The organism is Coleofasciculaceae cyanobacterium, from assembly GCA_036703275.1.
GTDB lineage: Bacteria > Cyanobacteriota > Cyanobacteriia > Cyanobacteriales > Xenococcaceae > Waterburya.
Map to the genome: position 1 here is coordinate 183,486 of DATNPK010000011.1, position 25,908 is coordinate 209,393.

A 25,908-nucleotide genomic window follows, 5' to 3' on the forward strand; every position below is an offset into this window, starting at 1 on the left:
AAGACAACAAAAAATGGCAATTTATCTTCAAAGTCGTGGCAAAAACCAAGACCAAGATTATCGTTGGTTAAGAATAAAATCAAATGAATCTTATCCCGAAAATCCTGATTTTTTAAGTCAGAGATTACTCCGCCGTACAACGACGGAGCCTGCTCTGACCGTTGATCAATCAATCGACAATTTGACATTAAAACCAGTAGATTTAATTGAAAGTCAAAAGTTTTCAGTTATTTTAGTTGCTCGTAGAAATGATTATTGCTTATTGATTACTGGCTTAAAAGCAAGAGAAGAACGAACCGATTTTACAGGTCGAGCAGTCCGCAATTCCCTTCTGTGGATTGGTCAAAAAGATCCTGAGAACATAATAATCCGTTCTTTATTAATTCGGGCTTTACGCGGTGAATTAGAGCGAGAAATAGATCGAACTATTAATATTGCTGGACAATATGGTTTTGAAGTAGATTACCAACTTCTCAAAGATTTATTAAATTCAACCTTGGCAATAGCCAATAATCAAAATACAGATTTAAACGGCAAAATTGGCAAAAATTCTGAATTATTAAGGCAAGAGTTAGCTTTAGAATTAGAAACTAATATTCTTCCACCTCAAGAAGGGTTGCTAGTTTTAATTACGAGTATTAAATCAGCTTCTGCTCTAAAAGCAACTAACGTATGGCGTGGCTTATCTAACAGAGTTGAGTTTGAATTTCAAAAATATTCTTGTTTAACAAATCAAAATCAACAGAGTCAAAAAAAAACCATATTCCTGGGTATAGCGATCGCGCTAATCTTGATAATCGCGATCGCGCTTTTGATGCTCAAATTCACAACCCCACAGAAACCGCAGCCCGAAATTATCCCGACCCCTTCGACAATCCCGAAGAATTCGCCGACTACATCAAAAGCAGAATTGAATCCCTCAGTCAATCTAATCAAAACCAGATCGAGATCTTTACCTATATTCAACGAAGATTATGGGATATAAATAAGATTCAAAATTTCAATCTTTGGGAATTTCCCAACATCAAACAAGTAATTTTGAATGAGATAGATTGTTTGTTTCAAGAACTTGATGAAATGAAATAGCTATGGTTTAAGTCTGTTCAATAATTGACAATTAAATTACTTTGCGTTTAGCGATTAGCTAAAGATAGAAACCACGAAGCTAGTAAGATTAACCAAGTTGATTAATTGAATAACAAAAGCGATCGCCGCGAGAAATTGATTCTCCATGCACTACGGGACGATTATCTGTATAGGCAGTATGGCGATAAACTAACAAAGGATGACCCAAAGGTACATCTAAATATCTACTAAGTTCTAAACTGGCGTTAGTACATTCAATAATTGCTTCGACCCGCTTAATTTTCCAGTTATTATGTTCTAAAGTCGGAAAGGTCATGTTTTGCTTTAACTGTGATTCGAGCTTCTGTCCTATCTCTGGAAGAATATAGGTAATATCTACACATCCTGGTTCTCGATCTGCTAACAAAAGTTTTTTTTGCAGATAAGCAGTCGGATTATCTGATGATAATTGCAGAATTTTTTGGATTTCTGTTGGTGCTGTAACACGTTCAAAAGTGAGATTTTGCAAGGATAGTTTGATTCCTTGATTTGCTAAATCATCTTCTAGAAACGTTAGAGGATTGGAAAGCGTATAAACTACCTTACGCTTGCGGGTAACAAACGCTCCTTTCCCCTGATGGGTCATCACTAAACCTTGCTGAACTAAATTGGCGATCGCTCTTCTGATCGTAATTCGGCTGACTTGCCATTCTTCAATTAGTTTTCTTTCACTAGGTAATTTATCCCCTGGTAAATAATGTCCATCGAGCATTCGCTGATGTATCTGTTCGGAAATATCGATATGAAGTGGTATTTGTTTTCGTCTTGTCAAATTTATTTAATTGGTAATTAATGTGACCAAATTATTATAACAAGTTGCTATAATCAGCCTAAAGCAAACTTATTATAACAAGTACTCCGATAGAGTCAGGTCATGAATACTCAAGTTACAACCAAAGCAGCATCTTGTTATCAGCCGAAAATTTTAAATGCCCCATTGAAAATCCTAAATAAACGTTCCAATTGGCGAGGATTAATCCAGTTAGCTGGACATATCTGTGTAATGGCAAGTAGTGGCTATTTATGGACAACGGCCGATCATTGGCTCATCAAAATACCAGCATTGATTATCTATGGCTTCAGTTTTGCTGTCATGTTTGCACCCTTACATGAATGTTCTCATCGAACCGCTTTTGCCAACAATCGTCTCAACGATTTTGTTGCTTGGGTAGCTGGACTTTTATCTTTTTACAACAGTGATTTTTTCCGTCGCTATCACAAATGGCATCATCGCTATGCTCAAATCAATGGCAAAGATCCTGAACTAGACGATCCTCAACCCAGTAACTTTAGGGAATATTTATTAGCATTAAGCGGTTTCAACTGGTGGGTTGGGAAATTCACAAGTCATTATCGTCTAGCTACAGGTAAGCCAGGAGATTATTTTTATATCGCTGAGGATGCACGAGATGAAGTAATTAGATCGACTCGCCTGCAACTAGCAGTTTATGGTATTGCGATCGCTATTTCTCTAATCTTCAAGCAGCCTTGGTTTTTCACACTTTGGTTGCTACCTTTAGCTGTAGGACAGCCAATTTTACGATTTATTTTGTTAGCCGAACATACAGGATGCACTAACAATGATAATCCTCTAACTAACACCCGCACTACTCTAACCTGGTTTTCTTCGATGATGTGGAATATTCCCTTTCATGCCGAACATCACCTTTACCCTTCTATTCCCTTTCATGCTTTACCCCAAGCACATCAGCAGTTAAAGGAGCATTTTGAAGTAGTCGAGGACGGTTATTTAAAAGTGCATCGAGGTATTGTGGCATCCCTTCGCCCAAACCAGAATTAGTATCGAATTAATGTAAATTATGGTTGAAACAGCAGATATTGTTGTTTTAGACAGTGGCTGTATTAGTACTGCGATCGCTTAACCATAATAGCCAAATTTTTTTTAGTCTAGATTAGATTTTCTTAAGCTTAGATAAGCACTTATCTTAGTTTGATTCTACAAATCCAGCTTGATTTATAACTTTTGATAGAAGCAAACTATACAATCAAACACCAAATTAAAAACTTAATTTTATTTACAGATCGACTGCAATTATTTATTAATTAAGTCTTAATTTTTTCGGCTTCATTATTAATAGATCATTGTCTAAATTTGAAACATAACGTTATTGTTTAGCAGAAAATTATGGTTTCTACCCCAAAGAATTCTCAACAAACATCCCAAAACTTAACGTCTGAAGAACTGAGAAAAATAAACGCATATTGGCGTGCTTGTAATTACCTTGCTGTTGGTATGATCTATCTACGAGATAATCCGCTGTTAAAACAACCTTTAAAAGCAGAACATATCAAACATCGTTTATTAGGGCATTGGGGTTCGTCTCCAGCACTCAGCTTTACCTATATCCATCTCAATCGATTAATCAAAAAATACGACCTCAATTCAATCTTTATTGCAGGGCCAGGACACGGTGCGCCAGGAGTATTAGGGCCTGTATATTTAGAAGGAACATATTCGGAAATTTATCCTGATAAAAGTGAAGACGAATCGGGAATGCAGAAGTTTTTTCGTGAATTCTCTTTTCCTGGTTACATCGGTAGTCATTGCACCCCCGAAACTCCAGGCTCGATTCATGAAGGGGGAGAACTAGGCTACAGCATATCTCATGCCTATGGTGCAGTATACGATTATCCCGATCTAATTGCTGCTTGCGTTGTAGGCGATGGCGAAGCCGAGACAGGGGCATTGGCAACCGCGTGGCATTCCAATAAGTGGCTCAATCCCATTCGTGATGGGGCAGTATTGCCGATTTTAAACTTAAATGGCTATAAAATCGCTAATCCGACCATGCTGGCTCGTATTAGCCGCGAAGAACTGGAAAATTTATTTAAAGGTTATGGTTATACTCCATATATAGTAGAAGGGTCAGACCCAGAAACCATGCACTCTCGGATGGCAACAGTTATGGAAGAGTGTATCGTTAAAATTCGGGAGATACAACAAGAAGCCCGTAGCCAAAACAAAGCCTTTCGACCCCGTTGGCCGATGATTATTTTGCGGAGTCCTAAAGGCTGGACAGGGCCTAAAGAAGTAGATGGACGTAAAGTCGAAGGATTTTGGCGATCGCATCAAGTTCCCATGGGAGGAATGCACTCTAACCCAGAACACGTCAAGCTCCTAGAAGAATGGATGAAGGGCTATAAGCCAGAGGAATTATTCGATCAAAATGGTACTTTAATCCCTGAGTTAAAAGAATTAGCTCCTGTGGGGATTAAGCGCATGAGTGCTAACCCAGTAGCTAACGGTGGTTTACTCCGTAAGGATTTAATGTTGCCAGACTTCCGTGACTATGCCGTGGCAATAGACAAGCCAGGAACAGTGGAAGTAGAAAATACCAGAGTATTAGGTAAGTTTCTCCGAGATGTCATGAAAAACAACATGACCAATTTCCGTGTCTTTGGCCCTGATGAAACCGCTTCTAATCGTCTGCAAGATATTTATGAAGTAACTAAAAAAACCTGGATGGCGGATTATCTCCCAGAAGATGAAGGTGGAAGTCAATTATCTCCTGACGGTAGAGTCATGGAAATGTTGAGCGAACATACCCTAGAAGGTTGGTTAGAAGGATATCTGCTCACTGGCAGACATGGCTTTTTCCACAGCTATGAAGCTTTTATTCATGTAATTAGCTCGATGTTCAATCAGCACGCCAAATGGTTGGATATTTCTAAAAAACACGTTCCTTGGCGCTCTCCTGTTTCCTCTCTCAATATCTTGCTCTCTTCCGTAGTCTGGCGACAAGACCACAATGGTTTTTCCCATCAAGATCCAGGCTTTATTGATGTGGTAACTAATAAAAGTGCCGATGTTACCCGCATTTATTTCCCACCCGATGCTAACTGCTTGCTTTCGGTTGCCAACCACTGTTTGAAAAGCAAAGATTACATCAACGTGATTGTGTCTGACAAACAGATGCACCTGCAATATTTAACAATGGATCAAGCAATTAAGCACTGTACTAAAGGCATTAGCATTTGGTCGTGGGCGAGCAACGACGACTATGGTAAAGAGCCTGATGAGCCTGATGTAATTATGGCGTGCTGTGGCGATATTCCGACGATGGAATCATTGGCAGCTACGGCAATTTTGCGCGAAGAATTTCCCCAACTAAAAGTTAGATTTATTAATGTCGTCGATCTTTATAAGCTACAGTCAGAAGGTGAACATCCCCACGGTTTATCTAATAAAGAATTTGATACTCTGTTTACTGCCAATAAACCCGTGCTGTTTAACTTTCATGGCTATCCTTGGTTGATTCACAAGCTGGCATACCGCCGTACTAATCAAGAGCGCATCCACGTTAGGGGCTACAAAGAACTGGGTAATATTAACACCCCACTACAGCTAGCAATTATTAATCAAATTGATCGCTTTGACCTGGTAATTGATGTGATCGATTACGTTCCTCAGTTGGGTTCTCGTGCTGCTCACGTTAGAGAAAGGATGAGGGACGAAATCATCGATAATCTCGCTTATGCCAAAGAACACGGCATGGATAAGCCAGAAATTACTAACTGGAAATGGATGGTTTAGAAGTTAGAAGTTAGAAGTCAGCCCTAAAGCACTAGCCCTAAAGGATTAGCGCCTGGAGGCGCATCCTTCGCGTCGTCCTTTAGGACTGCTTCAAGAAGCTACGAGACCGAAGGGCGGAGTGCGGTTTATCCGTGAATCCGCGATTGCCCTAAAGGACTCTATCACGGATACCGCTTCGCGACACGAAGTTAGTCCTTTAGGGCATATAGCTTCGCGTCGCAAATCATGCACGGGCATAAAGTTAGAAGTAGGTGCGAATCGCCCGTACAGAAGTTAGAAGGTAGTCTATTGACCATAAGTAAGAGGAAATATTTGATTACTGCTCATTGTTTAGCTTCTAACCTTTTTTTGTCAACATCTTATTCTCTTCACGATTACTTTTTCCAGTAGATAAACAAAAACTTTTTAGGAGTAAGCAATGCAATGACAATATCTCAGGACAGATCTAAGAATCAGGTTGTAATTGAAGACGATCGCACTGGCTTAGATACCGCTACGATTAAAAGAGCGATCGCTGTTGCCGAATTGATGCGCTTATTAGTTGACGAGCATAGTTTGGATTGGGATCGAGCTTGGAAAATTACTCAAAGTACTTTGGGATACACTTAATATGAAATTTGCCTTGAACGGTGGGTTAACTATTGGTACTCTTGATGGGGCAAATGTCGAAATTAGTTCCGAAGTAGGTGAGTCAAATTGCTTTTTGTTTGGCTTAAAAAGTGGCGAAGTAGACAAATTAAAAGCTGAGGGTTACAACCCTGAGAAATATTACGCCGAAAATAGCGAACTTAAATTAGTTATCGATTGCCTGGCTGCGGGTGATTTTTCTGAGGGAGACAAAGAATTTCAACCTCTGGTTGATAAACTGCTCAATCAAGATCCCTTTTGTTATTAGCCGACTATCAATCGTATATCGAATGTCAGGAGCGAGTCGATCGAGCCTATAAAGAGCGAGAAAATTGGACGCGGATGTCTATTTTTAATGTAGCGCGGATGGGTAAGTTTTCTAGCGATCGCTCTATTAGAGAATACTGTCAAGATATTTGGCATACTCAAGCCGTACCAATTGAACTACAAGAATATAAGCAAGCTGATGCAGCATTGCCAGTCACCGATTAGCAATAAACTATTATTTCTTGCTTACAGTAGTTTTTATGCTTGATAGACTACGCTGTTGATTAGTTAGCTCTTAGCTTTTTGACTTGTATGTTCCACTCAACCGAAAAGCGCAGTAAGATTCTTCGCCAGTGCCTTAACCAAATTCATTTAAAATAAAAAGTAATAAACAGTAAATAAGCGTCACATCACTTTTCATGAATACTTGGCAAGCTGATTTTTACTATCTTCCATCACTTTCAGTCAGCCAAGATAGACAATGGGAATTGGTAATTTGTCAGGCTGACGGGGTTTTGTCTAATCAGACAAAACCAAAAGTTTACTTGGCACAATGTTCTTCTAGAGAGGCTAATGCTTCTTGGTTAGAGCAGCAAATATTGTTAGCAGCAAAAGAGTTACCCGACAAAATTCAAGTTTTTCGCCCTCAAGCGCTCGGTTTATTAGGTGTTGCAGCAAACAAGCTAGGTATTGAAGTTGAAGCGACTAGAAATACAGAGGCTTTAAAACAAATATTAAGCCAAAGACATAAAAACAATCTTCACTATAATCCTCTGGAATTAGAAAAGCCCCCGCCACAAGCATTACCAGAAAATCTTTGGGGCGAACAATGGCAAATAGCCAATATAGCTGCGGGGCAAATTATCGATTTGTTTAGCGATCGCCCCATACCAATATGTAGTTTACCAGAGAAATTTTATCCAATTAATTTAGGACTTGGTTCTGATATTTTTCTTCCTGGTATTGTCGTCTACGGTGGCAAAAAATCAATGCAGCTGGCTCGTTGGATCGAGCAGCAGATACCAGCCTTGATTAACTATATTCCTACGGAGGTGGGCAAGTCTGGAGGCTTTATTTTAGAGACAGGTTTAGTCGATCGCTGGGTGTTTAATACTTTTGAATCCGAACAGGCTGCCGAGATCGCCAAAAGCTATGAAGAGAAGAAACAAATTAGTCAAGGACTGCATTTTTTGTTAATTCAACCAGATGATTCAGGAATGACAACTACGGCTTTTTGGTTACTAAGACAGAGTATTGATTTGCCATAAATTTTTCAGACAACCTCTAAATTTCCTAATAGAGTTTTTGCTTCTGGCTGAAAGATAATTTTCATATTTGACTCCTGTTTATTGCTTTAAATAAACTGTAACTATTTAACTTTCAATCTACAAAAAAAAAAGCATGATAAGTATGAGTAAAATTAATAGTTAAACATCGCATCTCAAAATAGCCTGTAAAATAATTTGTTGAGGGAGCAAACTAAATTAATCTAAGTTAGACATTCGACCCAAATATTCCGCAGAGATTGATAATTAGATTTATGAGTGCGATCGATCCATATAAACTGAAAATTTCACAGCTACAAATTTTAGTGAGGCTGCTTTACATCTAGAAATTTCCCAGTCAGCCGTTAATCATGCGATCGCAGCGCAGCAACTCATATCTTACCTGCATTAATTGCTCAGTTTGATAGTCAGTTTCCTTTAATTACCGTAAGCGTTACCGAGGCTGACGAACATATCGAGATTGAAAATATTTTGCGTTCAGGTAAAGCTGATATTAGTTTAATTGATTTACCCTGTTCCCAAAAGTTGGAAACTTGGGAAATTTATCGAGACGAATATGTGGTATTGCTATCCCACAGCTTAGATTTGAGCCAAACTAAACTTACTTGGAAAAAGTTGGCGACATATCCTTTAATTCTCTCAGGTATTGAAAGTTGTTCGACAACGATTCGTAGATATTTAGAGCGTTCAGAAGCATCAGTAAATATCGCTTATCAGATGCGCGAAGATTCAACCATTACCAGTATGGCAATGCAAGGATTAGGTGTTGCAATTATGCCTCGACTGGCTGCTCAACTTATCCCTGCTGAGCTTAAAGTGTATTCTTAATTCCTTTAGAAAGAGTTATTAAAGCAGCAGTTGTCAAAAATGCTCTCCACAGCCCAGCAGTTTTTGCTTATCTAGATACGCTGAGAAAACAGTAAGATTAATCGAGTTAAAAGAAGTAGCATCTTTCAGGTGATTAACATGGTTTCAATTCAAGAGCGGATTGTCGTAATTACGGGAGCGAGTAGTGGTATCGGCGCATCTTGTGCCAAAATGTTTGCTAAAGAAGGTGCATCGTTAATTTTAGCTGCTCGTCGTTTAGAAAAACTTAAAGTAGTTGCAGCAGAACTAAAAGAGGCTTATCAGAGCAAAATTCATTTATTAGCAATGGATGTTAGCGATCGCAACTTGGTAGCAAGTTCGTTTGCATCCTTGCCCGAATCTTGGCACAATGTCGATATTTTAGTCAATAATGCGGGATTAAGTCGAGGTCTAGATAAATTTCAGTCGGGGGATATTCAGAATTGGGAAGAAATGATCGATACTAATATCAAAGGTTTACTGTATGTAACGCGATCGCTTTTACCAGGAATGGTCGAACGTCAACGTGGACATATTATTAATATTGGCTCAATTGCAGGACATCAAACCTATCCTGGGGGAAATATCTATTGTGCTACTAAAGCAGCAGTACGAGCCTTGTCAGAAGGGTTGAAACTAGATTTATTTGGTACTCCAATTCGTGTAACTTCCGTCGATCCTGGTACAGTAGAAACTGATTTTAGTAATGTGCGATTTCGTGGGGATACGGAAAAAGCTAAAAAGGTTTATCAAGGAATGAATCCCCTAACTCCTGATGACATTGCCGAGATTGTGGTTTTCTGTGCTACACGCCCTGCCAACGTCAATATGAGCGAAGTATTGGTGTTAGCCACAGATCAATCAAGCGCAACTATGATTAATCGACACTAGCTCAATCTATACCTGCAAACCTTTAAAGTGCGATCGCTCTAAGGATAGCAACAAAGATAACCGCACTTTTGCCAGCCAAAATAAAAATGTCAAAAATGTTGAAAAGATAAATCAGAAAAATTAGCAACCTTCATGCTCAATAAGAAAGCAAAAATCGAGAATTGGTCGATAAACAGATAAACCATCTGTGTTCTTGATGCAGTCGCTCTTTGTACGGCGCGTTTTGGGTAAGAATCTTCTTACAAGGCGCGTTTTGAGTGGGAAGCTTCCCACTCAAAAGCCGCCGCCCAAAAGCCGCCTTTGGAAACCAACAAGATCGCGGACGCGAAGCTTATACTAAAGCCCTAAAGGATTCACGGATAAACCGCACTCCGCCCTTCGGTCACATTTGCGAAGCTTATCCTAAAGGACTCGCTTCGCGACGCGAAGCTAGTCCTTTAGGGCATCGTCCGAAGGTGTCCCTGAACGGATACACCTGCGGATATACCATGCACGGGAATCCTTTAGGGCTGCATCGCTTTATCTGCGTTCATCTGTGGACAACATTTTTTGAATAATCTCTAAAACGTACTGGATTCGATAACTAAGTCTCCAATTACTTTTGATAAACGCTATAAAAGCTAAGAGCTAGAAACTAATTAGAAAACAATAAATCCTAATTGAGTTTTAGATGATTCACTTGTAAGCTTAGATTGATTACTTTAGTAATCCAGACTATTCTTATGTACGGGTTTTATTACTAAGTAGTATTAATGTAGTATTTTTAATAGCCACACTTTTTTCGGCTGTACGACAAACATAGCGGACTGCACAAGCACCCCAAAATTAATCTAAGGCAATCTCGATCTTGATTTAAAATGACACATACAATTTTATTCCAAAAGTTTCGACGCACTTTACACAAAGCCTATGGTCAAGATCTTGACAGTATGGGAGTTGCTGAATCTCAAGCTTCCAAAACAGCTAAATATAAACGCAGAAAATTTCTGAAAATGGGTACTTTGGCTGGGGGTGCAGCGATCGCAACAACCGCAATTCCTTTCGCCAAAGCAGCCCAAAGCCGATCGACCACGCCAAAAATCGCGATCGTGGGTGGCGGCATAGCAGGTTTAAATGCTGCTTACCAGTTGAAAAAAGCAGGATTAGAAGCCACTGTCTATGAAGCTAGATCCCGCGTTGGTGGACGCATTCATTCTGTTACGGGAGTAGCAGGAGAAGAATTAGTGACAGATTTAGGTGGCGCGTTTATCAATACCAATCATGAAGATATGTTGGCATTGGTAAAAGAATTTAACTTAAGCTTGTTTAATCGCGTTGCAACTGCCGAAAAATTACCCTTCCCCACCGAAGGATATTTCTTTAATGGCAGATTGTATCCAGAAGCGGAAGTAGCTGAGAAATTGCGCCCTATTGCCCGACAGATTGTCGCTGATGCTACTTTATTAGAGCAAGATTCTGAACAATATGCACCTATTTTTGATCGCCTTTCCGTAGCCCAATACTTAGAACAACACGCCGATCAGATCACCGAACCCTTTATTAAAGTTTTACTGGAAAATACAATTCGCACTGAATATGGTGTCGAACCAGAATCATCTTCAACCTTGCATTTACTCTATAATCTTACTACTGTTGAAAACAATAAGGTTACAGTTTTAGGCGGAAGTGACGAAACCTACGTGGTGCAAGGCGGTATTGGTAAAATCACTGAATCTTTAGCCGCAGCATTGCCTCAACAGATTCAAACTAGAAAGCGTTTACAAGCAATCAGATCGGATGGAGATGGTTATCGCTTGACATTTAGCGATCGCTCAACTGTTAATGCAGATTATGTAATTATTGCTATTCCTCTGGCTGTGCTGCGTAATCTCGATCTCCAAGTTAAATTAAAACCTAAATTCAGAAAATTTATTCGAGAAGTAAACTTGGGTCAAAACGAAAAAGTATTTGCTGGTTTTAAAGAACGGGTTTGGCTACAAAAACAGGGATTTTCGGGAAGTATTTGGACTGATCTTGGTTTTTCAACCATCTATGATGAAACCCAACGTCAACCAGATGCAGCAACTAGTGCTTTGACTTTTTTCCTAGGAAGCAAAGAAGTGACCGCAATCAGTTCAGAATCTTTATCTTCTGTCCAACAATCCTTTCTAGAACGCTTTGAGCAAATTATTCCCCAGGCAAAATCTGCGGCAACAGGCAAATTTTTCCGTACTAACTGGTGTCAAGATCCTTTAACCACGGGAGGTTATACTAATTTTGAACCTGGACAATATACAGAATTTAGTGAGTTTCTCTACGTCGAATCAGAAGTTCCCGAAGAACGTCAAAACGTTGTTTTTGGCAATCTTATTTTTGCAGGAGAACATTTTAGTGATGAATTTTATGGCTATATGAATGGTGGGGCTCAAACAGGAAGACTCGCAGCAGCAGCTATCACTACAAAAGTTGGTGTGGTAAAAACTTAGAGAATATAGTATTCGGCTGCGATCGCCAATGCCATCAATCGCGCATCATGGGTTCTTTTCGGTTTAATTTGCTCTCTGACAAAGCAGCAATTGACTAACTCAATGATTAAAGGTCAAAATTACTGTCACTGAAATCGTCAAACTGCAAACGAGCTGCCCCTAAATATATTCCTTGAGATTTTTCGCCCGCTGGAAAAGCAGTAACACCAAACAGATAAGTACCGCCAAAATCAGGATTGCGTTTGGGTTTCAAACCAACCGTAAAGGTAGTTCCAGGAGATATAGGTTTTGCTAGAGTTATCGTTACGGTTTCTGTTTCTGGATCGAATAGGGTTTCAGCGATCGCAATTTCCTCAGTTCTGTTTCTCGCTGTTCCCACTGCTGCGATCGTTTCATCGAGTCGATAGTCAATTTCATCTGTTCCCTGACGCAGATTGATAGTTATCTTTTGCAGTGGTTCGTCGGCTGTTTGAGGCAGAAGTAAAGTGAAATAGTATTTAGCTCCTCTGGCTCTAACAGCCCTAAAAGTAGTTATGGCATCGATTAACGTGGGCGGCTTGGCAAAAGCAACTGTCCCATCAGCTAGCTGAACTGCTTGAGTAGCTGAAACAGCTAATCCCCATAGACTTGTTCCCAATGCCAAAGTAATTCCTAATCGTCGAAATTTTAACATTATCCTATTCATTGGCTTATTTATTGTCTTGTTTAGTTAAAAATCAGCTATAGTAAATCATTAACTGCTAGCGCTAACAACCTGTCCACACGATTTATTAGCTGGAATTGCTTCCATCATCTTTTTCGGATCGGGAAGATTGAGATTACTCATCAACTGAATAAAATTGCTGCGATCTCTACCCACAAAGCGCGGATTCCAGCTTTTTTCTTCACCGATAGTTGAAACTGTCTGTCCCCGATAATCATGGGCGGGATAAACTAAAGTTGCATCGGGCAAAGTAAATAGTTTTTTGGTTACCGAATCGTACAACCTGCCTGCATCACCATTTTGAAAGTCAGTACGGCCACAACCACGAATAAACAAAACATCTCCAGTTAACACTCGTTCTCCATTGACCAAATAAGCCATGTGGCTGTCGGTATGTCCAGGAGTAGCGATCGCTTCAATCACAATTGAACCCAATTCTAAATCTTCTTCATCTTGGATATGGCGATCGGCACAATCAGCCTGAGCATTTTCAGGTACAATGCCAGAACAGCCAGTTAGCTCTCGCAGTTTACCCGTACCCGTAATATGATCGGCATGGATATGAGTTTCTAAGCAGTGACGCAGACTTAAATCCAATTCTTTGAGTAGTTGCCAATCTCTTTCCACCTGCTCTAAAACAGGATCGACTAGAATCGCCTCTTTTAATGCCAAATCCGCTAATAAATAAGTATAAGTACTAGATTCACTGTCATATAGCTGGCGAAATAACATCTTATCGCTTCCATCTTATAAGGTAGATTACTCCTCACTCTAAGATTAATCCAACAAATTGAGAAATCCGTGAGGTTATTTATTAGTTTATAACTATGCTAGGAGTAAGTGTCTTCGATCGCATTAGCGCTTTGACTATCTTGGAATTATGTGACTTTAGTAGGCGATCGCCTTGTAGAACAAATGCAGTAAGATTCGGAACGGTTCAAACAATTTCCCGCGTTTAAGCTAGATTAGATTAGGCATTGTTTTCTTAATTAAACATTATATATTCAACATAGATTAAGTATTTTAGATGTAAAAAAATAATTAACTTTTTTAAACTATTTCGCTACCGATTATATTTATTAGCTACTATTAGAAAAAGAGAAATGTTAGTTTCACAAATTGCAAGTAATATTCTGGCATTGTCGGGATAAAAGTAAATATTGTAAATATCGAATCACAAAAAGCTTAATCTAAAATACAGCTTTTTACTTCGGTTTTTATCGCTCTGCATCTCTTTTGCTAGAAATTAGTTTAAAAACACTTACTAGCTTTATTTTGCTATTTATAGTTTGAGGCTTATTGTTTGAGTAAATATACAATTCACAATAACCAGAAAAATATTTAAGGCTTAAAACTTATTTAATCAGCTAGACATTTTGCCAAGAATGTTGTTGATTTAAAGCTGTAAGAAAGTTGTTTGATTCGCTAAAAAGTTAGCAATAACTTTTTTTTAATAAGAACTACGATCGATATTGGTAAAAATTAATCAGCTCAAAATGGTGAATAGTTACGAATCAAAAGCCATTTACATAGTTTACTTGAGATTTTTTTAGGTGGCTTATTACTTAACTTGCAAGGAATAAATGTGATTTAGGTTAACTTCGTCATTTTGGTTGCATAAATGAATTAATCAGGAGAAATGACATGAGTAATTTATTGCATGAAGAAAGCCAATCCCATTCCTCTTCGGTAGATTCTGGAGAAATGAATCATGAAGAGATGAATCATGAAGAGATGCACGATTCAGCAACATCCATACTGAGCGTTCCCGACTTCAATGGAGACGGTAGTGTAGACAATGCTGACGTTCAAGATATCATCTCTCGTTACGAAGCAGTTGATGGAGACGATCTGTAGCATCCTTTATATGATTCAAATGCCAATGGAGCAATAGACAATGATGACCTAGAAAGCGTTATTCATGCTTTAGGCGAAGATGTGCCTCTGGTAGACCAGCAGATTGCCCAAGCGACTCAAGCCACAATGAAATATTATGGTTCAGGTGGACTAGAAGAGGCGATCGCTGATGGCTACATTCCTTTTACCCAAGAAGTTGCGGGACACGGTATCCACTATTACAATCTAGCTTTGTCTAATGAAATTGGGAACTTAGAAGAGTTGAATATCGAAACTCCTTTAGGTTTGAACTATGACAACGAAGGAAATCTGTTGGCTGTATTCTACACCCGCATTCCTGAAATTCAGAATGTAACACCAGAAAATCCTCTAGGCGATCTTGTGGTAAATCCAGCAGACGATTTTCCGCCCTCTTAGTTTGATAGTTTGACGGCTGATGATTGGCATATTTATCAAAATTTTTGGTTTGCAGGTCTTGGCAGCTCAAATTCAGAATTAGTTTATGGATTTGAAGAAGGTATACCCTTAGACGCTGCTGTTTCGCGCTTACAAAACATTGATTTTCAAATATTCCCAGCAACAGATGAAGGGTTTAGTCCCAAGTTTTGGATGTTACATGGATGGTTTCATTCGTTTAATTCAGCAGGTAATTTTGCTAATTTAGATTCGGATGTAGCTATTTATGCCCCAGAAGAATTAGGAGTACATGCTGGACATCATTCAGGCAATAGCGATCCTGTAATTGCAGGAACAGATGCAGGAGAAGGATTGCTCGGTACAAATAACAGCGATCGCATGAATGGCTTGAACGGTGACGATTGGATACAGAGCGGTCTGGGTGACGATTTTGTCTGGGGTGGTCAAGGCAATGACTGGATTAGAGGAGATGATAATTATGCCTCTGAAGGTGGCGATGATATGCTCTATGGTGGTCCTGGAGATGATTTGATTTTTGGACATGGTGGCAGCGATCGCTTATTTGGTGGTACTGAAGAAGATCGCCTAGTCGGTGGAGAGGGAGACGATTTATTAAGAGGAAGTTTAGGTTACGACATTCTGACAGGGGACGAAGGCAGCGATAGTTTTGTAATTGCTGTTGGTGAAGGTACAGACATCATTACTGATTTTCAAATCGAGTCTGATACTTTAGTGTTTTACACTGGCATTAATTCAGACACTGTTTCAATCACTCAGCTTGATAGTAACACTGCGCTTTCTTTTGGTAATCAAACTTTAGCTATTCTCAATGGAGTCAAAGCTGACGATTTAATCGCTGCGGGAGGTGATGTTTTTTTAGATGCTTAAGTCATCCGCGGTTAGTAGGGGCGAATAGCCGTTCGCCCCTACTTTAATTTCTGTTGTTCAAAAGCGGCGATCGCCGTATGGAGTGTAGGATAAATATGTTCGGCTCGAATATTTTTGAGAAACCCGGCTTTTTTTAGTTCAAGATATAAATCCTGTTTAACTCGCGTCATCGCAAAAACAATATTTTTAGCGGTTAATTCAGCTCTTAATTCTTCCAGCATATCAATAGCGGTGATGTCTATTTCTACGTTGGCTTCCATATTTAAAACCAACCATTCAACAGGAGTTCTTTCGGCTTGAATGGCTTCGAGCGATCGCTGTTTAAAATTTTCCGCATTGGCAAAACACAAAGGCGCATCATAACGATAGATTAACAATCCTGGGATGGTTGTTGCTCCTTCCCAGTCATCGATATCATGGAGTCCAGGTAGATCGGGAACTGTACCTAATACGGCATCGTGGGGGCGGGCAACCCTGTAAAATAGCTCAATTACCGATAAGCTAACGGCAATTCCCACTCCGACTAAAATATCGGTTGCTAGTACGGCAATGGTAGTGGCGATCGCTAAAATAAATTCACTACGGCGAAATCGATACAGCCGAACAAATTCTGAGACTTCAATTAATTTAGTGGCAGCATAGATGACAATCGCACCTAAAGCTGCATTGGGAAACAGTGCCAACACAGGACGTAGAAACAGCAGGACAATAATTACCGCTACCATTGCTACTAAAGAAAACAGCTGACTTTTACTACCCAAAGAATCGCCAATTACGGCACGACTACCGCTACTGCTGATCGGAAACCCCTGCATCAATCCATTACCTAGGTTAGCCACTCCCAATGCCAACAGCTCTTGATTAGCATCAATTTTATAGTTATTACGATTAGCAAAAGCTCTACCTGTCAATACGTTATCAGAATAACCGACAATCGAGATTCCTACTGCCGAAGCAACCAAAGAGCTTAAATCTTTAACCGATACTTGGGGAATGGCAAAATGGGGTAACCCAGCAGGTATTTCTCCTACGAGCGTTACACCAAAATTATCTAGATTGAATATTGCCACCGCAGCGGTGGATAGTAAAACAGCAATCAAGGGGATGGGTGCATTCGGAAAGCGATGCTGGAGAGCAAACAAAAAAACCAAAACGGCAATGCCTAAAATCAGCGTAGGAATATGAGCTAACTGTAGCTTACTGACAAATTCGCTAATTTGACCAAAAAAAGCATTGGCTTCAATATCGAGCTTGCCAATCTTGCCTAGTTGTCCGCCGATCATAATCAGGGCAATACCAGCCAGATAACCAATCAAAACTGGTTTGGAAAGTAAGTCAGCTAAAAAACCTAGTCGGGCAATATAGGCAATGATACACACTAGCCCCATGATAATTGCCAGTAAAGCAGCCAGACTAACATAAGTATCGCTTCTCGCTGCTGCCAAAGGGGCGATCGCCACTGCCGTCATCACGGCGGTACTAGATTCTGGACCAATGGAAAGCTGGGGTGATGAACCAAAGATTGCGTAAATAATCATCGGCGGGAGAATTCCCCACAAACCCGCTACAGGCTCAACTCCTGCCAACTCTCCATAAGCCATACATTGTGGAATCAAATAAGCGGCCACCGTCAAACCCGCCAGTACATCTCCTCGTAACCATGACCGACGATAGGACAGTAATTTTTTCAACCCAGGCATTTGAATTGAAAACGAGTTACGGGTTTTGGCTTTGAACATGTGATGCGATCGCTTTCTTGAAACTAAGTATAGTGAAGAGCTAATTAGCAAAAAATTAAGCAAAAAAAATAATGTCGCCTCATTCCCAAATTACGCTGAAAAACAGTGTAACCATAGAAGCAAAGCGACATAGTAGGTACTCTATTAAATAAATGTTGGTTAATACCACAATTTACTATTAGATTTTGTCTTAATAAGCAAGACCCATACTTCGAGTAGTTTCTGCACCTAAATAGACGCGGATACTCAAAAAGTCGGTAGGACAAGCGGTTTCACAACGTTTGCAAGCTACACAGTCTTCCGTACGAGGAGATGAGGCAATTTGACCAGCTTTACAGCCATCCCAAGGTACCATCTCCAAAACGTCAGTAGGGCAAGCCCTTACACACTGAGTACACCCAATGCAAGTATCATAAATTTTGACGCTATGAGACATTAGTATATAAGCTCCAACTGCGAATGTTCTTTAAATCGTATTCTAAATAGAATCAAGAGTTAGTTTACCCTATGCCCCTATTCTGACTCGGCAAAAGACGAGATAACTTTAAATTCTGTTACAAGCGGTTCGGGTTATATAGGGATTTGTTGATTAAGTTTAATATTTCTTAAGCAAGTTAGCTGTATTGGCTTGCGTCAATAGTCAAAGTTCGCTAAATAATTAAGAAAGACGCAGTTGTCCTCGAATGGGGATAAATAGTAAAGCATGGTCAACCCTAATTCCAATCGACAAAAATCAACAATCCTACCATTCCCAGTCCAGCTAAGCGACACCTACTATGGTTTGATGGGTTTGCATCCCTCTGTTTCTAATATCGCGATCCGTCGTACCTATCGCCAACTGAGCAAAAAATATCATCCCGATACCACCGAGTTACCACCAAGTGTAGCCACTGCTAAATTTCAGCGATTGAATGAGGCTTATGCTGTATTGAGTAGTCCCGAACAGCGATCGCTCTACGATCTAAAAATCGGCTATTCTCGTATCAACGTAATTCAAGCACCTAATTGGTCTGAACCAAATTCTCAGCAATATTCGAGAACAGCTTATTTAGACCCTACAGATCGTCCTCTCTCTTCTGGTGAAATTTTTGTTTTGCTGCTGTTAGGAATGACTTTTGTCGGCTGTTTGCTTTTAGTTCTGGTTGTGGCTTATTTGCGGGGATGAATTACTTATTGAACATGATTATGCTCGCGCATTTTACAATATTCATTGAGATATTCAATCTCTACAGTGATGTGTTCGAGATGCAAACTCTCACCTAGATGCTGAATTGTACTTTTTATTCCCTGTATTTCCTCCCTAGTAGTTTCATTTTTAATGACAACGTGGGTAGTTAAAACATGATGTTCCCCATCCAAAGACCAAACATGAGTATGATGCAGTGAATCAACTTTGTCTAGAGCCACAATACTTTTTTCTAGCTGCTGAATATTAATATTTTCTGGTACAGCCTGAAGAAATAATAAAAGAGTTTGGCGTAAATTGGCGATCGCATTATACAAAATGTAGACAGCAATCAAAATTGACAGAATCGGATCGAGAATATAGATATCGGTAAACACAAGAGCAATACTAACTATCAATACGGCTATCCAACCCAGCGCATCCTCTAATAAATGCCAGGCTACGACACGAGCATTAAGTGAGCTTTGTTTAGACAAACGCAACATAGCTAATCCGTTGACTGCTACACCTAAAATGGCAAACAAAATCATTCCCTTAGCATCTGTCGGTTCAGGATTTAATAGCCTGGGTATAGCCTGGGAAATAACATACAGCGAACCAACAAACAAAATTAAAGTATTAATTAAAGCTGCCAAGGAAGAGAGACGACGATAACCATAAGAAAAAGCCGCATCACTTTTTTTATTTGAGTATTTTTCTAAGTACCAAGCCAATCCTAAAGACACGCTATCACCAAGATCGTGAACCGCATCGGAAACTATGGCTAAACTATTAGTCCAAAGTCCACCAAATATTTCTAAAATAGCAAAACCCAAGTTAAGCCAAAAAGCTAGTTTTATATCTTTAGTAACTTGATGAGAATGAGAGTGATTATGGTTATGATTATGAGCCATTTTTTTTAGTCATTAGGTTTTTAAATTATATAATCTTAAAATTGTCTAAATATAAAAAGCATGATTTTAGAAGTGGCTATTTTAAAGATAAAACCCCAATTGAGTCAGGAATTTGAGATTGCTTTTGTTGAAGCATCGAGTATTATTACTTCTATACCTGGATATATCTCCCACGATCTGCAAAAGTGTCTGGAGGTAAAAAATCAATATTTATTATTAGTTAATTGGCAAACACTTGAAGATCATACTATCGGCTTTAGACAATCAAAAGAATATCAAACTTGGAAAAAACTATTACATCACTTTTACGATCCTTTTCCGACGGTAGAACACTATCAGACTGTGATTTGTCCTGTTGAGCCCAATTAAGCGGATTGATAGTAGCGATCGCCATAAAATTCAGTCTAAAGATGACTAGATATTTAACGCTAGATAAATTACAGCTATTAGCTATTAGCCCTTCGGGTTCGACAGTTTGCTCAACGGGGGGAACCCCCGCAACGCAACTGTCTCACTGTTAGCTTTTTAGTAAACAGCGGGGAATTATCTATACTAATTTATATTGATTAGTAAAAGTATTATTAATGGTTGTACTTTCTACCGTAAATGAGCGATTTATTGCCAGTTTAAAACAAAGAAGAGATAAGTTGGCACAATTAATTGAGCAGCCAGTTATTTTATGGTCTGGTAATCTAATTGGGCGCAATTTTCAAGCTAACAAGTTACCCTTCCGTGCTAGTAGTCATTTTCTCTATTTTGCGGGAATACCTCTAACCAATGCGGTTATTCGTTTGGAAGCTGGTAAACTAGAGTTGTTTATGGACGATCCGCCACCAGCAGCAACTTTATGGCATGGCGCAACGCCTCAAAGAGAAGAAATTGGTGCAGCAATTGGTGCAGATTGGGTTTATCCTCTGGCTGAATTATCAGCAAAAACAGCAGGGGCAGCCACTATAGCAGTACAAGACTTATCTACCTATCAGCAGCAATGCCACTTATTAAATCGCACGGTAGCTTTATCTAATCAGGCAGAAAGTATCGATCTAAAACTAGCTCAAGCTTTGGTAGAATTGCGATCGCGTCACGATGATCTCGCCTTAGAGGAATTACGCTACGCTGCTGCGGTATCAGTTAAAGCTCACAAAGCAGGAATGCTCGCTACCAAACACTCTACAACCGAAGCAGAAATACGCGGAGCAATGGAAGGGGTAATTATCGCCCACAATATGTCTTGTGCCTACAACAGCATTGTTACGGTACAGGGAGAAGTACTGCATAACGAGTCTTACGATCATCAGCTACACTCGCAGGATCTATTGCTGGCAGATGTCGGGGCAGAAACTCCCAACGGTTGGGCAGCAGACATTACTCGTACCTGGGCAGTTTCGGGTAAGTTTTCTAGTACCCAAAAAGATATTTATCAGGTTGTCTTACAAGCCCACGATGAATGTATTGCCAAGCTACGCCCTGATGTAGAGTATCAGGATATTCATTTACTGGCAGCCGAAATAATTGCCGCAGGTTTAGTAGATTTAGGCATTCTTCAAGGCAACCCAGAAGATTTAGTGGCAATGGATGCTCATGCCCTGTTTTTTCCTCACGGTGTCGGACATTTATTAGGTTTAGATGTTCACGACATGGAAGACTTAGGCGACGTGGCAGGATATGAACCAGGAAGAAGTAGAAGCGATCGCTTTGGCTTAGGATATCTGAGATTAAACCGCCCCCTACAGTCAGGAATGTTAGTTACGATCGAACCAGGCTTTTATCAAGTACCCGCTATTTTAAACGATCCTGATTTTCGCGTTAAGTATCAGAATGTAGTTAACTGGGAACGTTTGGCACAGTTTGCTGATGTTAGAGGTATCCGCATTGAAGACGATGTTTTAGTTACTGAATCTGGTTCAGAAGTTTTAACAGCAGAGTTACCAACTAAGATAAATGAGATTGAAGACTTAATATTATAAACATTCAATTACCAAGAATAAACCTGACTATTAATGTTAAATAAATATAAATGCCTAATCTTTTGGATAATCGACATGACAAAGAGGCTTTAAAAGAACTTAAGTCAAGACCAAAAAGATGGCATTGTTTCCCTGGTTTTAATATCTAATAAGAGTTAGGGGTCGAGCCAGAGATCGCTCTCTGACACTCCCATTCAAAACCGTGCTTGCGACTTTCACCGCACACGGCTCCTCCTGGCTTTTCGGTACTTTATATTTCGTTCCTTTTAATCTCACGCTAAACCGCCTTGGAAGGGTCAGTTTTAAATCCTTCTGTACGCATTTGCGTATTAAGCATATTAAGAACTACTTATTTTCCTATTCAGCTCAGGGCTGTACGTCAGCGTATCTCAGATATTACATCCATCCCTGTCGGGCATTACCTGTTAATTCAGGTTAAGCATTGGCTTTTTACAGCATCCTACTCCCATATTTCATACGCTTCACATCTGGTTTATCAAGATAAGGTCTTGATAGAAATATGGGGTTATCTCGTTCCCTAAACTCATTTCGCGTTGTTGTTAGTCCCTAATCTCTACTCCGAGAGGTATATTGATGAGATAATATTATTAATAAATAGAATTAATATCTTTTAATCTCTTTCTTATAAAAGAGATTCAACCTCTATTGCCTTTTGGCTGTAGTGTATTAAGCCGTTCCACTACTTTATATTTACGAAGCTTAAAATTAGTTAGACTTTGTTGAACTTAAACAACTTCCCTTGCGGAGTTACCGAATTCGGCTATCAGCTATCCGCTTTTATCCTAGCTTTGCACCACGGGCGATGTTACCTAGCAGCACATAGGATATGGATTCAAAATGTCTCATTCATTGGTAGGAATTTAACCTACATGAGTTTAGAGTTATTGTATTTTCTAGGTACTAGATTATACCCTCAGCGTTCCTACAAATTGTAGTTAGGCTGAAACGAGTCGCACATAAGAATATATAATATAGCAATTCTTACCTTTATAAGGTACACCTCAATTAGCCCGTGCATGATTAGCGTCTGGAGACGCGTCCCATGAACCATTAGCCCGTGCATGATTAGCTCCTTACGTCCTAAAGGACGACGCGAAGCTAGTGCTTTAGCATACACCTTCGGATATCGCGTCCCATTGACTATTAGCAAAAACCAAGGTGTCAGACTGTACCTTACGTAAATGAGAACCGCTATATATGTGGAATCCAGAAGATTATGCCAAAAACTCTGATGCTCAATTAAAATGGGCGCGATCGCTAACCAAGAATTTAAACTTAGAAGACTATCAGTCGATTCTTGATGTTGGGTGTGGAGATGGCAAAATTACCGCTGACTTTGCAACTACTTCACCTCAAAGCCGAATAGTCGGGGTAGATAGTTCACCTGAGATGATTACTTATGCCGAGCGCAAATATCCTCTAAGTCAATATTCCAATCTAGCTTTTAATTGCATAGACGCGCGATTAATTAATTTCCAGCAAGAGTTTGATTTAATTTTTTCCAATGCCACTCTTCATTGGGTAAACGATCATCAGGCATTTCTCAAAGGTGCAAATAAAGCGTTAACACATCGGGGAAGACTAATTATTTCCTGTGGCGGGAAGGGTAATGCTGCTGAGATTTTAGAGACTTTTGATGAGTTAACAACTTCTGATGATTGGCAAGCTTACTTTAATGATTTTCATAATCCTTATTTCTTTTATGGACTTGAAGATTATCGGATTTGGTTAGAAAAATCTGGTTTTGCGATCGCGCGTTTGGAGTTAGTGCCAAAGGATATGACTCACCAGGGAAGAGAGGGATTAGCAGGTTGGATACGCACTACCTGGATGCCCTTTACTAAGTATGTTCCAGAAGAACACAGAGATGAATTTATTGCTCAGTTTGTCGAGTTGTATTTGGCTAACAATCCTTTGGATGAGAATGGATTAACTCACGTTTCCATGGTTAGATTAGAAGTCGATGCTAATAAAGTTTAAATTGGTATAAGATTCAATGCTTCACCATCCAATTCTTAACAAAGCTGCTTTTCAAATTCATTTAAAACTTGAGAACAACTTTCCCAATCAATATTCTCAACCTTGCTATATCGCTCGTCAAACGGATGTTTAGGTCTGATATTATCGATTATCTTGGCTTCTTCTGCCTCAGCGATCGCTACATTAACCCAAGCATCTTGCAGAACATCGGGGATCTGTCCAAACAAGCCATGTATTTCTTCCAACCTTAATGAAAGTAGTTCGTGAACTCTGTCTTCTACTGAGTCGCGATACCGTAGATTGAGAATCCATACTTCATCTTGTATTTGTCCAATACGTTGAATACGCCCCTTACGCTATTCTAGTCTGGTTGGATTCCAAGGCAAGTCAAGATTAATTAAGAGTTCCCAGTTTTTGTAGATTAAGCCCTTCGCTAGCTGCATCCGTACCGATAATGAGGCGCAACTCGCCTCGGCGAACCATTTGCTTGATCTCTTCTCTTGCCAGACGTTGAAACAAACTCTGGTGCATGATACCCGATCGCGATTCTCCTGAATAGATGCCTATTCTTTCTTCGGGTAAATCTTCTGATGATAGTTGAGAAGCAAGCCACATAACCGAATCATAGTATTGCGAAAAGATGATGCAGCCTCTTTCTAGCCAGCCTCGATCGATTAAATACTTTTTCACCTCTTTGTACTTGGGATCTTTTTCTTGATTATCTTCGAGTAATTGCCAACACTGGCGTAAAAGCTTGATTTCATCAGCAGCTAAATCGCGATTTTCAGAAGGATCGGTATCATTTTCTAGTTCCTCGTCTTCCTCACTCCACCCTTCTATAGTATTGTCAGTTTCTGATTCGTTTTTGTTTAGCAGGTTTTCAATTGTCTTCTGCCCTGCCAACATAGTACTGCCGATTCTTCTGAGTAAGAGAGTCTTATAAAGTCCTGCCGATCTAATTCTTCTGCCTAGAAGTTCACAAAATTCTTCTGCGTGTTGATAGGCTTCTCGACAGTAAAAAGGTAGTTCTAACGATTCATGGTTATCTTCTCCAAATAACCTGACGTTTACAGGTTTAAGATATGGTTCGCCAGTAGTTTCATCGATAGTATTTTCTAGATATGCATGAGTTCTTCTAACAATATGCCGAATAAAGGGATTATATTGCCGTCCATAATCGTTAAGGACTTTTTGTAGTTTGGTAAGCTCGGGACGCTTTAGTTTGTCTATATCGCCACCCTGAATCACAAAATCGCTATCTTTCATTCCTAAACTTTTGCGGATAGCACGAAAGCTACGGTGTTCGGATTCAGGTGGAAAGGGATTTCGCAGCCAATTCCAAGCATCGTGGACATTCTCGAAAATATGTTCTTCACCCATGACTATAGGAATAACCTCAGAAGCTCTGCGCCAGTTGCTCCAAGCATTACCTAAAACTTGTTCGTTACCTTTACTAAGTATATTGAGCGTATCCCAAGCTTCTATTGGGTGAAGCTAAACGGGTGTTGCCGTAGCTAAAATCATGCTTTTAGTGCGATCGCTTATCTCTCGCAAAAAACGCATTAAGTTATTGGGATTAACGTCTTCATTAGGGCTATTGTCGTTAATTTTCTTTCTTCTCGCCCGATGTGCTTCATCGACGATGACACATTCATAATTCATTACCTTAAGAAAATCAATAATCTCTGAACCAGAAGTAATTAAACCCTGAGAGATGATGCCGATACGACGGGGGCAGTTTTTAATCGATTCTGCGCCTTTTGACGGGTATTCCAATCCATTTTCGTCGATCCACTGACGACCATTCCAAATTGCAGAGGGGATACCGACTAAATCTTTTAATTCTCCTTGCCATTGCAATACTAAAGGTTTGGGAGCAATAACCAATACTGGTTTATTTCCATGTAAAGCCATTAACAATCCTGAGATAGCAAGCTGCACTGTTTTGCCCAAACCAACCTGATCGGCAAGGATATAACGCGCACCACCTTTAAGGTGATCTTCAAAAGCTTTCTTGATGAAGAACTTTTGATGCGCCCATAAACCTAGTTCTTGGCGATAAATAGGTGTTTCAACAATTGCCGAGGCGGGATCTGGTTTTGGTGATTCTCGCCATTTCTGGTGATTGATTTTTGATCGCTTCTATTGTGTTCTATCTACTAACTCTTTGATTATTCGTTCTTGTTCTCCAGCAA

Annotated in this window: 24 protein-coding genes and 1 pseudogene; 16 read left to right on the plus strand and 9 right to left on the minus strand. The window is 39.7% G+C overall.

Going from position 1 to position 25,908, the window contains the following annotated elements; all coding sequences use genetic code 11:
* Positions 1-13 precede the first annotated feature (13 nt).
* Positions 14-985 carry a hypothetical protein gene (locus V6C71_01875; GenBank protein ID HEY9767239.1) on the plus strand — a complete coding sequence of 324 codons (972 nt, stop codon included), beginning with the start codon at positions 14-16 and terminating at the stop codon, positions 983-985.
* Positions 986-1,174: 189 nt separating this feature from the next.
* Here the strand turns inward: V6C71_01875 and V6C71_01880 are convergent, their stop codons facing one another.
* Complete coding sequence (locus V6C71_01880; GenBank protein HEY9767240.1) at positions 1,175-1,897, minus strand: GntR family transcriptional regulator; 723 nt, start codon at positions 1,895-1,897, stop codon at positions 1,175-1,177.
* Positions 1,898-1,999: 102 nt separating this feature from the next.
* On the opposite strand from V6C71_01880, the gene V6C71_01885 reads away from it, so the two are divergent.
* From V6C71_01885 to V6C71_01920, 8 genes and pseudogenes are all read left to right on the plus strand, one after another.
* Positions 2,000-2,926: a fatty acid desaturase family protein gene (locus V6C71_01885; GenBank protein HEY9767241.1), complete on the plus strand. Its 927-nt coding sequence runs from the start codon at positions 2,000-2,002 to the stop codon at positions 2,924-2,926.
* Positions 2,927-3,271: 345 nt separating this feature from the next.
* On the plus strand, positions 3,272-5,680 hold the full coding sequence (locus tag V6C71_01890; GenBank protein ID HEY9767242.1) for a phosphoketolase family protein: 2,409 nt from the start codon (positions 3,272-3,274) through the stop codon (positions 5,678-5,680).
* 423 nt (positions 5,681-6,103) lie between these two features.
* Positions 6,104-6,289: a glycogen/starch/alpha-glucan phosphorylase gene (locus V6C71_01895; GenBank protein HEY9767243.1), complete on the plus strand. Its 186-nt coding sequence runs from the start codon at positions 6,104-6,106 to the stop codon at positions 6,287-6,289.
* Between the two features lies 1 nt (position 6,290).
* Positions 6,291-6,799, plus strand: a pseudogene (locus V6C71_01900) (glycogen/starch/alpha-glucan phosphorylase).
* Between the two features lie 194 nt (positions 6,800-6,993).
* Positions 6,994-7,842, plus strand: a complete 849-nt coding sequence (locus tag V6C71_01905) for a Tab2/Atab2 family RNA-binding protein (GenBank protein ID HEY9767244.1) — start codon at positions 6,994-6,996, stop codon at positions 7,840-7,842.
* A 408-nt stretch (positions 7,843-8,250) separates the two neighbouring features.
* Positions 8,251-8,688 carry a LysR family transcriptional regulator substrate-binding protein gene (locus V6C71_01910; protein ID HEY9767245.1) on the plus strand — a complete coding sequence of 146 codons (438 nt, stop codon included), beginning with the start codon at positions 8,251-8,253 and terminating at the stop codon, positions 8,686-8,688.
* A gap of 138 nt (positions 8,689-8,826) precedes the next feature.
* Positions 8,827-9,597, plus strand: coding sequence for an SDR family oxidoreductase (locus V6C71_01915; protein ID HEY9767246.1), 771 nt, complete (start codon positions 8,827-8,829; stop codon positions 9,595-9,597).
* An 857-nt stretch (positions 9,598-10,454) separates the two neighbouring features.
* The gene (locus tag V6C71_01920) at positions 10,455-12,062 is read left to right on the plus strand and encodes an NAD(P)/FAD-dependent oxidoreductase (protein HEY9767247.1); all 1,608 of its coding nucleotides are present in this window, start codon (positions 10,455-10,457) and stop codon (positions 12,060-12,062) included.
* 106 nt (positions 12,063-12,168) lie between these two features.
* Here V6C71_01920 and V6C71_01925 read toward each other — a convergent pair whose 3' ends face one another.
* Both V6C71_01925 and V6C71_01930 read right to left on the minus strand, forming a co-directional pair.
* Entirely contained in the window at positions 12,169-12,747 is a 579-nt protein-coding gene (locus V6C71_01925; GenBank protein ID HEY9767248.1) for a DUF2808 domain-containing protein, read from the minus strand.
* A gap of 48 nt (positions 12,748-12,795) precedes the next feature.
* Positions 12,796-13,497: an MBL fold metallo-hydrolase gene (locus tag V6C71_01930; protein ID HEY9767249.1), complete on the minus strand. Its 702-nt coding sequence runs from the start codon at positions 13,495-13,497 to the stop codon at positions 12,796-12,798.
* A 912-nt stretch (positions 13,498-14,409) separates the two neighbouring features.
* Here V6C71_01930 and V6C71_01935 point away from each other — a divergent pair.
* The 3 genes from V6C71_01935 (at position 14,410) to V6C71_01945 (ending at position 15,927) form a co-directional block, all read left to right on the plus strand.
* Positions 14,410-14,622 (plus strand): hypothetical protein, encoded by a 213-nt coding sequence (locus V6C71_01935; protein HEY9767250.1) that lies wholly within the window; start codon positions 14,410-14,412, stop codon positions 14,620-14,622.
* 81 nt (positions 14,623-14,703) lie between these two features.
* Positions 14,704-15,039, plus strand: coding sequence for a hypothetical protein (locus tag V6C71_01940; GenBank protein ID HEY9767251.1), 336 nt, complete (start codon positions 14,704-14,706; stop codon positions 15,037-15,039).
* A 9-nt stretch (positions 15,040-15,048) separates the two neighbouring features.
* Positions 15,049-15,927: a calcium-binding protein gene (locus tag V6C71_01945; GenBank protein HEY9767252.1), complete on the plus strand. Its 879-nt coding sequence runs from the start codon at positions 15,049-15,051 to the stop codon at positions 15,925-15,927.
* 38 nt (positions 15,928-15,965) lie between these two features.
* Here the strand turns inward: V6C71_01945 and V6C71_01950 are convergent, their stop codons facing one another.
* Positions 15,966-17,666 carry a solute carrier family 26 protein gene (locus tag V6C71_01950; GenBank protein HEY9767253.1) on the minus strand — a complete coding sequence of 567 codons (1,701 nt, stop codon included), beginning with the start codon at positions 17,664-17,666 and terminating at the stop codon, positions 15,966-15,968.
* A gap of 190 nt (positions 17,667-17,856) precedes the next feature.
* Entirely contained in the window at positions 17,857-18,102 is a 246-nt protein-coding gene (gene psaC, locus V6C71_01955) for a photosystem I iron-sulfur center protein PsaC (GenBank protein ID HEY9767254.1), read from the minus strand.
* A 267-nt stretch (positions 18,103-18,369) separates the two neighbouring features.
* Between psaC and V6C71_01960 the strand changes: the two genes are divergently transcribed.
* Positions 18,370-18,831, plus strand: coding sequence for a J domain-containing protein (locus V6C71_01960; GenBank protein ID HEY9767255.1), 462 nt, complete (start codon positions 18,370-18,372; stop codon positions 18,829-18,831).
* A 5-nt stretch (positions 18,832-18,836) separates the two neighbouring features.
* On the opposite strand, the gene V6C71_01965 is transcribed toward V6C71_01960, so the two are convergent.
* Positions 18,837-19,745: a cation diffusion facilitator family transporter gene (locus V6C71_01965; protein ID HEY9767256.1), complete on the minus strand. Its 909-nt coding sequence runs from the start codon at positions 19,743-19,745 to the stop codon at positions 18,837-18,839.
* 60 nt (positions 19,746-19,805) lie between these two features.
* On the opposite strand from V6C71_01965, the gene V6C71_01970 reads away from it, so the two are divergent.
* The 3 genes from V6C71_01970 (at position 19,806) to V6C71_01980 (ending at position 23,713) form a co-directional block, all read left to right on the plus strand.
* A complete protein-coding gene (locus tag V6C71_01970) occupies positions 19,806-20,114 on the plus strand; it encodes an antibiotic biosynthesis monooxygenase (GenBank protein ID HEY9767257.1) in 309 nt (102 codons plus the stop codon).
* 215 nt (positions 20,115-20,329) lie between these two features.
* A complete protein-coding gene (locus V6C71_01975) occupies positions 20,330-21,712 on the plus strand; it encodes an aminopeptidase P family protein (protein ID HEY9767258.1) in 1,383 nt (460 codons plus the stop codon).
* Between the two features lie 1,218 nt (positions 21,713-22,930).
* On the plus strand, positions 22,931-23,713 hold the full coding sequence (locus V6C71_01980; protein HEY9767259.1) for a methyltransferase domain-containing protein: 783 nt from the start codon (positions 22,931-22,933) through the stop codon (positions 23,711-23,713).
* A gap of 35 nt (positions 23,714-23,748) precedes the next feature.
* Here V6C71_01980 and V6C71_01985 read toward each other — a convergent pair whose 3' ends face one another.
* The 3 genes from V6C71_01985 to V6C71_01995 all read right to left on the minus strand — a co-directional run bounded on the left by V6C71_01985 (position 23,749) and on the right by V6C71_01995 (position 25,843).
* Positions 23,749-23,958, minus strand: coding sequence for a hypothetical protein (locus tag V6C71_01985; protein ID HEY9767260.1), 210 nt, complete (start codon positions 23,956-23,958; stop codon positions 23,749-23,751).
* A 148-nt stretch (positions 23,959-24,106) separates the two neighbouring features.
* Positions 24,107-25,093, minus strand: coding sequence for a hypothetical protein (locus tag V6C71_01990; protein ID HEY9767261.1), 987 nt, complete (start codon positions 25,091-25,093; stop codon positions 24,107-24,109).
* A 114-nt stretch (positions 25,094-25,207) separates the two neighbouring features.
* On the minus strand, positions 25,208-25,843 hold the full coding sequence (locus tag V6C71_01995) for an SNF2-related protein (protein ID HEY9767262.1): 636 nt from the start codon (positions 25,841-25,843) through the stop codon (positions 25,208-25,210).
* Positions 25,844-25,908: the final 65 nt, after the last annotated feature.

What these genes read in the sequence shown, in the direction of transcription:
- V6C71_01975 (HEY9767258.1), top strand. Translation starts at nt 20,330, where the DNA reads ATGGTTGTACTTTCTACCGTAAATGAGCGATTTATTGCCAGTTTAAAA.
- V6C71_01970 (HEY9767257.1), top strand. Translation starts at nt 19,806, where the DNA reads ATGATTTTAGAAGTGGCTATTTTAAAGATAAAACCCCAATTGAGTCAG.
- V6C71_01930 (HEY9767249.1), bottom strand. Translation starts at nt 13,497, where the DNA reads ATGTTATTTCGCCAGCTATATGACAGTGAATCTAGTACTTATACTTAT.
- V6C71_01895 (HEY9767243.1), top strand. Translation starts at nt 6,104, where the DNA reads ATGACAATATCTCAGGACAGATCTAAGAATCAGGTTGTAATTGAAGAC.
- V6C71_01950 (HEY9767253.1), bottom strand. Translation starts at nt 17,666, where the DNA reads ATGTTCAAAGCCAAAACCCGTAACTCGTTTTCAATTCAAATGCCTGGG.
- V6C71_01925 (HEY9767248.1), bottom strand. Translation starts at nt 12,747, where the DNA reads ATGAATAGGATAATGTTAAAATTTCGACGATTAGGAATTACTTTGGCA.
- V6C71_01980 (HEY9767259.1), top strand. Translation starts at nt 22,931, where the DNA reads ATGTGGAATCCAGAAGATTATGCCAAAAACTCTGATGCTCAATTAAAA.
- V6C71_01890 (HEY9767242.1), top strand. Translation starts at nt 3,272, where the DNA reads ATGGTTTCTACCCCAAAGAATTCTCAACAAACATCCCAAAACTTAACG.
- V6C71_01990 (HEY9767261.1), bottom strand. Translation starts at nt 25,093, where the DNA reads ATGGGTGAAGAACATATTTTCGAGAATGTCCACGATGCTTGGAATTGG.
- V6C71_01935 (HEY9767250.1), top strand. Translation starts at nt 14,410, where the DNA reads ATGAGTAATTTATTGCATGAAGAAAGCCAATCCCATTCCTCTTCGGTA.
- V6C71_01915 (HEY9767246.1), top strand. Translation starts at nt 8,827, where the DNA reads ATGGTTTCAATTCAAGAGCGGATTGTCGTAATTACGGGAGCGAGTAGT.
- V6C71_01885 (HEY9767241.1), top strand. Translation starts at nt 2,000, where the DNA reads ATGAATACTCAAGTTACAACCAAAGCAGCATCTTGTTATCAGCCGAAA.
- V6C71_01875 (HEY9767239.1), top strand. Translation starts at nt 14, where the DNA reads ATGGCAATTTATCTTCAAAGTCGTGGCAAAAACCAAGACCAAGATTAT.
- V6C71_01905 (HEY9767244.1), top strand. Translation starts at nt 6,994, where the DNA reads ATGAATACTTGGCAAGCTGATTTTTACTATCTTCCATCACTTTCAGTC.
- V6C71_01920 (HEY9767247.1), top strand. Translation starts at nt 10,455, where the DNA reads ATGACACATACAATTTTATTCCAAAAGTTTCGACGCACTTTACACAAA.
- psaC (HEY9767254.1), bottom strand. Translation starts at nt 18,102, where the DNA reads ATGTCTCATAGCGTCAAAATTTATGATACTTGCATTGGGTGTACTCAG.
- V6C71_01965 (HEY9767256.1), bottom strand. Translation starts at nt 19,745, where the DNA reads ATGGCTCATAATCATAACCATAATCACTCTCATTCTCATCAAGTTACT.
- V6C71_01960 (HEY9767255.1), top strand. Translation starts at nt 18,370, where the DNA reads ATGGTCAACCCTAATTCCAATCGACAAAAATCAACAATCCTACCATTC.